This is a genomic window from Micrococcus sp., from assembly GCF_030523875.1.
Classification (GTDB): Bacteria; Actinomycetota; Actinomycetes; order Actinomycetales; family Micrococcaceae; genus Micrococcus.
In genome coordinates, this window is sequence record NZ_JAUNHR010000006.1 from 37,396 (window position 1) to 48,323 (window position 10,928).

The 10,928-nt window shown below is 75.4% G+C and carries 8 protein-coding genes and 1 pseudogene; 2 read left to right on the plus strand and 7 right to left on the minus strand.

The window, feature by feature from the left end:
- Nucleotides 1–21: 21 nt before the first annotated feature.
- On the minus strand, nucleotides 22–984 hold the full coding sequence (locus tag Q4D18_RS01780) for an ornithine cyclodeaminase family protein (protein WP_303125176.1): 963 nt from the start codon (nucleotides 982–984) through the stop codon (nucleotides 22–24).
- 160 nt (nucleotides 985–1,144) lie between these two features.
- Nucleotides 1,145–4,393 carry a S8 family peptidase gene (locus Q4D18_RS01785; RefSeq protein ID WP_303125178.1) on the minus strand — a complete coding sequence of 1,083 codons (3,249 nt, stop codon included), beginning with the start codon at nucleotides 4,391–4,393 and terminating at the stop codon, nucleotides 1,145–1,147.
- 144 nt (nucleotides 4,394–4,537) lie between these two features.
- On the opposite strand from Q4D18_RS01785, the gene Q4D18_RS01790 reads away from it, so the two are divergent.
- Nucleotides 4,538–5,512 carry a LuxR C-terminal-related transcriptional regulator gene (locus Q4D18_RS01790; RefSeq protein ID WP_303125179.1) on the plus strand — a complete coding sequence of 325 codons (975 nt, stop codon included), beginning with the start codon at nucleotides 4,538–4,540 and terminating at the stop codon, nucleotides 5,510–5,512.
- Between the two features lie 16 nt (nucleotides 5,513–5,528).
- On the opposite strand, the gene Q4D18_RS01795 is transcribed toward Q4D18_RS01790, so the two are convergent.
- The 4 genes from Q4D18_RS01795 to Q4D18_RS01810 all read right to left on the minus strand — a co-directional run bounded on the left by Q4D18_RS01795 (nucleotide 5,529) and on the right by Q4D18_RS01810 (nucleotide 9,233).
- Complete coding sequence (locus Q4D18_RS01795; protein WP_303125181.1) at nucleotides 5,529–6,407, minus strand: glutamine amidotransferase; 879 nt, start codon at nucleotides 6,405–6,407, stop codon at nucleotides 5,529–5,531.
- A gap of 199 nt (nucleotides 6,408–6,606) precedes the next feature.
- Nucleotides 6,607–7,569, minus strand: coding sequence for a hypothetical protein (locus tag Q4D18_RS01800; RefSeq protein ID WP_303125184.1), 963 nt, complete (start codon nucleotides 7,567–7,569; stop codon nucleotides 6,607–6,609).
- Between the two features lie 223 nt (nucleotides 7,570–7,792).
- A complete protein-coding gene (locus Q4D18_RS01805) occupies nucleotides 7,793–8,692 on the minus strand; it encodes a DUF6707 family protein (RefSeq protein WP_303125186.1) in 900 nt (299 codons plus the stop codon).
- A 1-nt stretch (nucleotide 8,693) separates the two neighbouring features.
- Entirely contained in the window at nucleotides 8,694–9,233 is a 540-nt protein-coding gene (locus Q4D18_RS01810; protein ID WP_135030295.1) for an NUDIX hydrolase family protein, read from the minus strand.
- A 110-nt stretch (nucleotides 9,234–9,343) separates the two neighbouring features.
- Between Q4D18_RS01810 and Q4D18_RS01815 the strand changes: the two genes are divergently transcribed.
- A complete protein-coding gene (locus tag Q4D18_RS01815; RefSeq protein WP_303125189.1) occupies nucleotides 9,344–9,661 on the plus strand; it encodes a hypothetical protein in 318 nt (105 codons plus the stop codon).
- Between the two features lie 13 nt (nucleotides 9,662–9,674).
- Here Q4D18_RS01815 and Q4D18_RS01820 read toward each other — a convergent pair.
- Nucleotides 9,675–10,928, minus strand: a pseudogene (locus Q4D18_RS01820) (hypothetical protein); the annotation flags it as partial.

The following is a 10,928-nucleotide window of genomic DNA, read 5'->3' on the forward strand; positions in this document are numbered from 1 at the left end:
CCGCCCTGTCGTCGTCTCCGGTCAGCCGCCCAGGGCGTCCATCACCGCGGAGGCCACCACCAGGTCCTGCCACGGCATGCCCGTGGTCACGGCGGCGGCCGGCACCCCCGCCTGCCGCCTCACCCGGCCTGTGGCCAGGTCCGCGAAGGTGACCAGCTCCGGCTCGGCCACCGCGCCCGACTCCATGCCGAGCACCACCTCCCCGGCTTCGCGCAGCGCCGAGTCGCGGGACTCGACGATCACCTGGGCGCGGGAGAGCAGCGCGTCGTCCAGCTCGCGGGCGTCCGGGGTGTGGGCGCCCATGGCGACCACCACGGCGTCGTCCTTCACCCGGGCGCCGTCAAAGAGCGGGACCGCGGAGGCGGTGCAGCACACCACCACGTCCGCCTGGGTCACCGCGTCCGCATCGCCGGCCTGAGCCGGGACGTCCAGCTCCTCCGCGATCCGCGCGGCGAGGGCCTCGGCCCGCTCTCCGTTCCGGCCGACCACGGTGATCCGTCCGACGGAGAAGACCTCGCAGAACGTCACGGCATGCTCCCAGGCCTGCACACCGGTGCCGAAGAGGACGAGGTGAGCGTCCGGCGTCGTGGCCCCGGCCAGGCGCGCGCCGAGCGCGGACACCGCCGAGGTCCGCAGGTTCGTCAGCTCGATGCCGTCGAGGACGGCGCGGGGGGCCTGCGCAGGTCCGCCGAAGAGCACGTAGACGCCCTGGATGACCGGCAGGCCCGTCGAGGCGTTGTCCGGGGTGAGGGTGAGCAGCTTCGTGCCGACGTCGTGGCCGCGCGTGGACGGCATCTGCAGGAGCGTGCCGGAGGAGGTCTCCACGCGGGTGCGCGGGGCGTCGGACTCCGGGTCCAGGCCGTCGGCGAGGGTGCGTTCGAGGGCGTCAACGGCGCGCGTCGGGCTCAGGGCGGCGCGCAGGGCGGGGCCGGAGACGTAGGGGAGAGAGGACGCGTCGGGGGCGGCTGGGCTCATGTCCGTCATGGGCTCCACCGTACGCACTCGGTCGACGGCCGAACCGCCGCGGCACGGCGAAGGGCCCGGACGCCAGGAGGCGTCCGGGCCCTTCAGCGGTGGAGCGAGCGGGAGCGGCGCTCAGGTCCGGCCGCCCCGGTCCGAGCCGGACCGGGGCGGGTCGGTCCGATCAGCGGCCGCGGCCCTTGCCCTTGCCGGGCTTCGTCCCGGTGCCGGGCCCATCGGTGCCCGAGCCGGACGTGCACTTCTTCCACTCCTTGGGGTCGCCGCCGTCACGAGGGTGGACGCACTCGCCGGCTCCCGGCTCCTCAGGCGTCACCGGGGGGACCACCGGATCGACGGGCGGGTCGACGGGATCGACGGGCGGGTCCACCGGGTCCACCGGCTCCTCGGGCGTCTTCGCGCCGTTGAGGATCCGGACGGCGGTGGTGTCCACCACGCGGCCCTCGTGGAGCACGTCCACGTAGCCGTTGTAGGCGGACTCGCCGTCCGTGGTCAGCACCCCCTGGAGGACGTGGGTCTCACCGGAGGTCACCGTCGCGGCGGACGGGTCGAAGGTGAGGACGCCGGTGTCCTCCTCGGTCGGGAAGGAGACGCGCAGGGTGTAGGGCACCGTCGCCTCCGTGCTGCCCTTGGCCACCACGTAGATCGTGTGCTCCGGGGCGGAGGAGTAGATCAGGCCGTCGAAGACCTCGGGGCCCGTGCCGCGGGACACGGAGCGCTGCACCGGGTACGAGGACCAGGAGCTCATGACGTAGATGTCGAGGTCGGCCTCGACGTCGCCGACGGTCTCCGCCTCGATCCGCACCTGCGGGTAGCCGTTGGGGTACGGGAAGGGATGGCCGGTCAGGCGGGGGTCGGCGGCGTTGAAGACCGCCTGCTCCGGAGCCTCTCCGGTGCTCTCCTCCACGCGGACCAGGCCGCGGACACGGGTCTCGAGGGTGCCGTCCACACCCGAGCGGACCGGCAGGGAAAGCGTCGTGTCGGTGGTGTGGCCCTCGACGGCCTCCGGGGCGTCGGCGACGCCCGGCTGCGCCACGAGCGGCATGCGCACGGTGGAGCCGTCCGAGCTGGTCCACACGATGTGGGCGGTGGCCCACTCGCCCGGGGTGGCCGCGCCGGCCGCCACGGTGATCTCCACGTCTTGGGACTGGGCGTCGGCCAGGGTGAACGTGGCCGGGGAGACGGACACGTCCAGGCCGGAGGCGCCCTCGACGCTCGCCGTCCACGTGCCGCCGCCGTCGACGGCGGTCACGGTGCGGGTCACGGTCTGCGCGCCGAAGAGCTCACCGAGCGCCAGCGAGGGGACGTTCAGGTCCGAGGCGTCGATCGGGTTCTCCGAGACCGGGTTGCCGGTGTCCGAGTACACGACACCCTGGCCGGCCAGGAAGTCGTACCAGTCGGCGCGGTCCGAGTCGAAGGTCAGTCCCGGGTTCATCATGCGGGTCGGGTCGACGAAGCCGGCGCCCTCGGCGAACGGCGAGGTGGCCTCGGCGTGGTCGCGCGCCGTGGTCATCATCGCGGACTTGATCTCCATGGGGCTGAAGTCGGGCCGACCCCGCTTCACGAGCGCGGCCAGGCCGGCGATGTGCGGGGAGGACATGGAGGTGCCGGACGAGTAGGCGAAGTCCTCGCCGCCGCGGTTCGGGGAGTACGCGGCGAGCACGTCCACGCCCGGGGCGGAGATGTCCGGCTTGAGCAGGTCGGACTCCGCCGCCAGCGACGGGCCGCGCGAGGAGAACGCCGCGACCAGTGGGGTCTGCGTGGTGGAGCCCTCGTTGGTGGGCAGGATGCGGCCGGTGGCGCCCTCGGTGGAGGCGTAGGCCACCACCTCCTCGCGCTCGGAGGCCGGCAGGTGGACGGCCGGGATCGCGTGCACGTCGGCGTTCAGGCCCTGGGAGTCGTCCACGTTCACGAGGACCATGCCGGCGCCGCCGGCGCCCTCGACCACGAACGACTTCTCCGCGCGGCCGCTCTCACCGCGGTCGCAGACCACGAGCTTGCCCTCGGTCTTGACCGGGTCCAGGGTGTCGGCGATGCACAGGGCCGCCTTGGCCGGGTCCGCGCCCTCAGCGACGAGGTCCCCGGCGTACGCCATGGGGGTCTCCTCCTCGAGCGGACGCATGATCGAGGCGCCGATGTGGCGCTCGCCGTCGCCGGTGACGAGGGTCTGCTCGTACACGGCGTGGGCCGAGGCGGCGACGGTGGTGATCCACGGGGAGGCGTGCGCCGTGGTGGAGGGGGTCGGCCCCGAGTTGCCCGAGGACGCCGCCACGAAGACGCCGGCGGAGGCGGCGTTCAGGAAGGCCAGCTCCACGGGGTCCATGACCTCCGTGCGGGAGCCGGAGATCGAGAAGTTGATGACGTCCACGCCGTCGGCCACGGCCGCGTCGATCGCGGCCACGGTGTCGATGGTCGAGCAGCCGCCCGAGGTCGGGCCCTCCCAGCAGGCCTTGTAGGCGGCCACGTGGGCGCCCGGCGCCATGCCGGAGATCTCGCCGCGCGCGACGCCGTCGACCGTGGCGGTCACGCCGTGGTTGCCGGCGGCGGTGGAGGCGGTGTGGGTGCCGTGTCCGCCCGCGTCGTAGGGGGAGAGGGACTCGTCCTCGGCCAGGCGGGTGGCGCCGAAGCCGTTGACGAAGTACTTGGCGCCGATCAGCTTGTCGTTGCAGCTGTCCGCCGGGAACGTCTCCGGGTCCGCGGTCTCGCACGAGCCCTGCCAGTCCGCGGGGGGCGCCTGGTGGCCGGCATCGACGAAGGAGGGGCTGTCCGGGATGATGCCGGAGTCCACGACGCCCACGACGACGCCCTGGCCGATCTCCGCCGGGTCGCCGTCGGCGCCGACGAGGTCCTCCCAGACGCCGCCCGGGCCGCTCAGGCCCAGGAACTCGGGGGAGGAGACCGTGTCCAGCTGCAGGATCTCGTTGGGGACGACGGCGAGGACGTCCGGGTCGGTCGCGAGCGCGGCGGCCTCGCGGCCGGTGAAGGTGCCCGCGAACCCGTTGACGGCCGTGGTGTAGCGGGTGTGCACCTTGCTGGCGGGCGCGCCGGCGCGCTTGAGCGCCGCGTTCTGGCCGGCGGCCAGGCGCTGCGCGTACTTCTTCGCGGCCGGGCTGGCGGCGTCCAGCTTGGCGAGGCCGCCCGGAGTGGGCTTGGTGGCGGCGTAGCCGGGGAGGCCGCCGTCGTAGGTGGCGACCGGGTCCTGGGCCATCAGCACGATGTACGCGCCGTCCTGGAAGGAGGCGGGCACGGTGCGCTGGGCGGGGCCGATGAGGTGGCCGACGGCCTGTTCGGTCGCGGAGGGGGCCGCGCCGGGGACGCCGCCGGGCGCGGCGCCGGCGACGGTGGCGCCGGCGAGGGCCAGCGTGACCGCGGTGGTCACGCCGACGACGCGGCGTCGAGAAGGGCGAGCAGACATGGGGATCCTTCACGGTGGATGCGAGATGACGCCGGGCAGGCGTCCGTGAGAGTCTCAGTCCACCATGGTGTGATGCACAGCACATCGGGGCGCTGAGGCGGGCCCCCGCCATGACGGAGATGTGCCAGCGGCAGAGGGAGGGGCATGACCGAGTCGGATCAGCGGGATCGGGCGGACCATGCGGAGGCGGCCGCGGCGGAGCCGGACCTGTCCCTCCTGGGCCTGTCGTCCGCCGACGTCGCCGCGTACCGCCGTCTGCTGGCGAGCGGGCCCGTCGCCGCGGATCCGGAGCGGGGCCCGTGGGAGCGGCTGGTCGAGGCGGGGCTCGTCTCCGTCCGGGACGGGCGGGCGACGGCGCTGTCCCCCTGGCCGCCCCTGCGGGCGGAGACGCTGCGCCGGCAACGGGCCGTCGACGCGCTGCGGCACGCCGCCGAGGCCCTGGGGGCGGAGTACCGGCAACGTCCCGGCGCCGGTGCCGAGTCCCTGCAGGTGCTCGTGGGCGCGGAGGAGGTGACCCGCGCCGCGGTGCGTCTGGCCGGGGACGCCGTGGCCGTGATCCGGGGGTTCGACCGGGGCCCGTACTTCGCCCCCGGGCCGCTGCCCGGTCAGGCCCAGCCCGCATCCGCGCGGCGGGGGGTGCGCTGGCGCGTGGTCTACGAGAGCCGTTCCCTGCAGGGGACCGACGGGGGGCGGGAGGACCTCGCCGGCCCCGGGGAGGAGGCCCGTGTGCTCCCGCGGCTGCCGTTCAAGATGCTCGTGGCGGACGAGTCGGCCGCCCTCGTGGCGCTGCCCGCGGAGGACGGTCCTCCCGAGGCCCTCTCGGAGACGGGGGAGGGTCTGCTGGTGCGGGGGTCGCTCCTGCTGGGGGCGCTGATCCGGCTCTTCGAGCAGCAGTGGGACCAGGCCGCCCCCGTGGCCGCCCCGGGGCAGGGGCCCGAGCACGAGGACCGGCGGCTGCTGACGCTCCTGGCCGCGGGGCTCACCGACGAGGCGCTGGCCCGGCAGCTGGGGGTGTCCACGCGCACCGTGCAGCGGCGCCTGGCGGAGCTGTCCCGCCGGGCGGGGGCAGAGAGCCGCTTCCAGCTGGGCGCGGAGGCGGTGCGCCGCGGCTGGGTGTGACGCCGCCCCGGCGCCGTCAGCCGTAGACCTCGCGGAAGTTCTCGAGGATCCGCGGCGGGATCGGGGCCTCCCGGCTCCGGATGGCCGCGAACATGTCCCCGGCCTCGTCCTCGGAGAAGTAGCCGTGGTGCGAGTAGATGGCCAGCCGCTCGAGCAGGCCGTCCTGGTCCAGCTCGGGGTGGAACTGGGTGGCGTAGAGGTGCTCGCCCACGCGGAACATCTGCACGGGGCACGCCTGCCCGCTCGCCAGGAGCACGGCGCCCGGGGGCAGCTCCCGGATGGCCTCCTTGTGGCCCACGTACGCGGTGAACTCGTCGGGCATCCCGGCCAGCAGCGGGTCCTCGGCACCGTCCTCCGTGAGGGTCACGGGGATGGGCCCGGGCAGTTCCCGGTGGGTGGTGTCCACGACGCCGCCCGCCGCCCGCCCCAGCGTGCCCACGCCGTAGCAGCAGCCCAGGAACGGGGTCTGCCGCTCGATCACGAGCGCCATCAGCCGTCCCAGCTCCGCCTCCACGGCGCGCTGCAGGTCCGACTTCGACTCCTCCGGGTCCGACCCCGTGAACGGGCTGCCGGGCAGGATCACCCCGGCCACGCCGTCCAGCTCCGCCGCCCAGTCCACGACGCCGGCCGCCGCCTGCGCCTCGGCGTCGCCGCCGGCGTCCGCTCCGGCCAGGGCCGCGGCGCCGTCCGTGCCGTCCGTGACGGCCCGGTCCGTGCCTGCCTCGGCCACGCGGCGGTCCAGGCGCATCACCCGCAGCCGGTCCTCGGGGTAGCCGCCGAGGCGGCGGACGGACTCGACCTCGGCCGTGGCGGCGTCGTCCTCGGGCCGCGTCTGGACGAGGAGGAAGGGGCGCGCGGCGTCGTCGCCGGGGCGGGCGGGGTCGGTGCTGGTCATCGCGTCAGAGTAGAGCCTGGCGAGACGTGGATCACCGTCCGCGGCTCCGCGTGTCGCGGGGGCCACCCGCACATCGACGAACTGGTGAGGACACGCCCTCATCTGAGTCCGCAACGCGCCCATGAGGGTGTGTCCTCACCAGTAAGCGTGGCAGCGCGGGACGGGGCGGGGGCAGGACAGGGGGCGCGGGGTGGTGGGGTCAGGCGGATGCCGCGATGCGGGCCCGGAGGATCGGCAGCACATTCCGTAGGCCGTCCCGCAAGTCGCGGGCCGTCACCTTCACCACGAGCCACCCGTGCAGCTCGCACCAGCGGTCCCGCTCGACGTCCCTCTCCTGCTGTCGGACGGACCGATGGCGGGCGCCCTCATACTGGATGACGACCCGCCACCGTGGGTAGGCGAGATCCACGGTCGGACCGGCCACGCCGTCGTCGTCGGTGAGGACCGCCGCGACCTCCGGCACGGGCAGGCCCGCGTCCAGGAGGGCGAGTCGCGTGCGGGTCTCCTGTGGCGAGCCCACGCCCTCCCGCATCAGCGCGGCGACCTCGCGGGCCCGCCGCACCCCACGGAACCGCCCCATCTCCTCGAGCACCGCCGTCAGGTCCCGGGTCCCCACGCGCACCTCGCCGAGGCCGAAGCCCTCCACCCACTCCTGCGGCATCAGCGCGTCCGCGATCACCACGAGGTCGTCGAACGTCAGCCCCGATGACGGCGCGCACAGGTCCCACAGGGTCCGGATGGGCGACGTGCAGCGCAGCCCGCGCCGGATGACGAGGTGCCGGCGGTCCACCGCGCGCCGGCGCGTGCAGACCCCTGGGCGGTCGATCCGGTGGGCCCGGGCGACGGTGAGATGCAGGCGGCCGTCCGTCTCCGCCCACGCGGGCAGGGGCAGGCCGTGCACCTGGGCGGCGGAGAGATCGGAGACCACCGCGTCCAGCCGATCCCGGAGCAGGGTGGCCGCCACCTCCGCGTCCCACGGCACGCTCGTCCGCCGGGGCGGCGCGGACCCGTCGCTCGGGTGGTGGCGGAACAGCCCGCGTCCCAGCCGCTCGACGTCCGCGGCGCGCACGCGGTAGCGGGAGACGCCGACGTCGTCGAGCTCGTCGAAGGTGAAGACGGCGCCGTGCAGAGGGGGTGGCAGCGGAAGGGGCGGTCTGGCCATAGGGCCACCTTGCTCCCGAGGGAGGCGCGCCCGCTCGGCACCCGTCGGTGCTGTGGACAACCCAGCCCCGGGGGTCACCGGCCCAGGGTCGCCTCCCGCCTCGGCGTTGCTGGTGAGGACACACCCTCATGGGGCCCTCACGAGGCCGGAATAGGGTGTGTCCTCACCAGTTCACGCCGGGGTCGGCTGTCGACGGAGCCGAGGGAGGCGAGGCCTCCTCGCCTCACGCCCCGCGGGCGGCCTTCGCCTCGAGCTCCCGGGCCAGGGTGCGCAGCGTCCCCAGCTCGCGCGCGATCCGCGAGTCCAGGTCCGCCTCGGAGAGGGTCTGGGAGCCGCCGCGGCCGCGCAGGTACAGCAGCTGCGCGAAGCGGGCGCGGCGCCAGCGGTACTCGGCCTCCTGGTCGTGCGACTGCAGGGCCTTGGAGACCTCCCGCTCGTAGAGCTGCGGGGCGTCCAGCTGGCGCTGGCGCACCTCGAGCACGCGGGCGGCGCGGCCGGGTTCGGAGGGGACCTCGTCGGCCTCCTTGAGCCGGGCGCCCAGGTTCGCGGCCGTGATGTGGTCGCCCTCCTCGCGCAGGATGAGCGAGGCCAGTCCGAGCGCCGCCTGGATGGACTTCCAGCGGCCCACGGCCCCGTCCCACGGCAGGTTCGTCAGCAGCCCCAGCGTCGAGAGCGTGCCCTCGGTGTCCTCGTGCAGCAGGTACATCCGCTCGGCCATGCCGAACAGGTCCTCCAGCTGGGACCCGGAGCGCAGGTTCAGCCCGTGGGACAGGCGCGCGGCGGTGGCGGTCAGCTCGACGTCGTCGAGGTGGCGCCGGCCCACGGCCACCACGCGGGACTCGGGCGAGCCGGCGTCCACGGGGGAGAAGGAGGTGTCCGCCGCGGCCTTGACCTCCTCGGGGCGGTCCGTGCGCACGCGGATCACGGAGCCGTGGGCGATCCTCACCTCGCGCCCGCCCTGCAGCGTCGCGATCACGAGGGCGGGCGTGCCGAAGTCGTCCCGCACCACCCGCGTGGAGGCCACGGGCGGGGCGGGGTCGCCGCGGCGCGTGAGGAAGGAGTCGCCCGGCTGCACGTCCTGGGCCTTGAGGTGGCGGAGGTACCCGCCCGCGATCGGTGCCATGTCAGCGTCCCCATCCCACGTGGGCCAGGGCCTGGCGCACCAGGTTCCCGCGGCCTCCGATGAACTCCGCCTGGACGTCCTCGCCCAGGGCCTCCTCCGGCGTCAGCCACGTCAGCTCGAGCGCGTCCTGACGCGGGCTGCACTCGCCCGTCACCGGCATCACGTACACGAGGGACACGGCGTGCTGCCGGTCGTCCGTCAGCCCGGTCTCCGAGGGGGCCGGGAAGTACTCCGCCACCGCGCACGGCACGATCGACGGCGGCAGCTGCGGGAACGCCAGCGGGCCGAGGTCCTTCTCGAGGTGGCGCATCAGCGCCGCCCGGATGGTCTCCCGGTACATCACCCGCCCGGACACGAACGTGCGCTGGAACTGCCCCGTCTCGTCCGCCACGTACAGCAGACCGATCTCGGAGACGTAGCCCAGGGCGTCGAGCCGCACCGGGATCGCCTCCACGTAGACCATGGGCAGCCGCCGGCGGGCCTCGTAGAGGTCCTCCTCGGACAGCCATCCCGGGTTGGGGTCGGGGGTGCGCACGCTCATGCCCTCTGTTCTACCGGAGAAACCCTCCCGGGGCACGTCCGGTGCGCGCCGCTCCGCTCACCGCGCACCGCCGCCCATGACGACGGCGCACCCCGCCTACCCTGGAGCCCATGCCCTCCTTCCGCGCGCGCCTGCAGATCGGCGACGTCCTCCCGGGCCACCGCCCGGAGGACGTCATGGACACGGCCGAGGCCGCCGTCGGGGCCACGCACGAGGTCGCGGCGAAGGACGTGGAGGTCGTCGGGCGCGTGCCGCGCATCGTGCTGCGCTTCACCGTCCCGGCTTCGCACCGCCGGGCCGAGGACGAGGAGGCCGCCGCGGTGGGGGCGCGCATGGCGGAGGCGGTGGGCGGCGTCGCCACCACCGGGCGCCTCGACGTGCTGCGGCGCGAGGGCGGGCGCTGGCTGCCGGTGCCGGCCGCCCGCTGACCGCGGGCCCGGCTCAGCGGGAGGCGTCCGAGGACGCGGCCGCGTCCTCCTCCAGCTCGCGCACCCAGGTGCGTCGCAGGAGCACGGCCAGCAGCAGGGCGAGCGCGCCGAACGCGGCGGTCAGCCCCACCCAGGCGCTGGTGTGCGAGCCCACCGGGGCGGGCAGCAGGCGCGGCAGTGCCAGGCACACCAGCGACCAGGACATCCCCAGGGCGAGCCCCACGCGGCCGCGGTCCTCCAGGGCCAGGCGGAAGCCGGCCAGCAGCACCGCCGCCACCGCGAGCGTGCCGGGCAGCGCCGCCGGCAGCCACGGCGCGGCCACACCGTGGGCCGCGAGCGCCGCGGCCACGGTGGTCGGGGCGGCCGCGAGCAGCAGCCCGGCGAGCGTGCCGAGCGCGCCGTCGGTGCAGAGCCGGGCCGCCGGGGTGCGGGCGGGCGCGGCGGTGAACCGGCGCAGCACCACCACCATCAGGGCCAGCGCGGCCAGCCACACCACGGACTCCAGGCCCCACGGGACCAGGATCGCCAGGGGGAACCAGGCCGCCGTCAGCACGAGCACCGCGGCCACGGGCCACCGGGTCTGCCGCTGACGGGTCGCCGCGCCCTGGCGCGGGGCCCACTGGTGGAGGACGTACAGCCCCAGCAGCGCCCACAGCACGGGCCAGACCGCCGGGTGCAGGAAGAACAGGGAGAGGACGGTGGCGTCCGCCCGGTACCGGCCCTCGTGGGCGGTGCGGTAGGAGCCGGCGTCGAGGGCGTCCAGGCCCGGCAGGAACCCGGCCAGGCCCAGGCCCCACGCGCTCGCCAGCACGAACAGGACGAACGCGGCGCTCACGCCGAGCTGGGCCAGGCGGTCCCGGCCCGTGGCGCGGCCGACCTCCTCCTCCGGCCCCGACGGCGGGGCGTAGCCGGGCACCAGGGGGAACGTGGGGGCCGTGGGCCCGGCCGCGGGCCGGGACCCCTGGGACATGGCCTGCACGGCCGCGGCCTTCGTGGCCAGGCGCTCGCGGCGCCGCCACTCCGGCAGGACCTGACGGGCGCGGGCGAGCAGGGCGTCGTCGTCGAGCCCCTCCTCGGGGGAGGCCAGCGCGGGGCGGCGGTCCGGGGCGGGGACCCGTTCGGGGCCGTCCAGCTCCCGGGCGGCGAGCATGAGGGCCCGGGTCTCGCGGGCCTGGTGCGCGCGCAGGGCCTCCGCCTCCGCGGCGGCCACGCGCTCGGCCTCGGCGCGTCGGCGCTGGGCCACGGCCAGGCCCACGGCCAGCTGGCG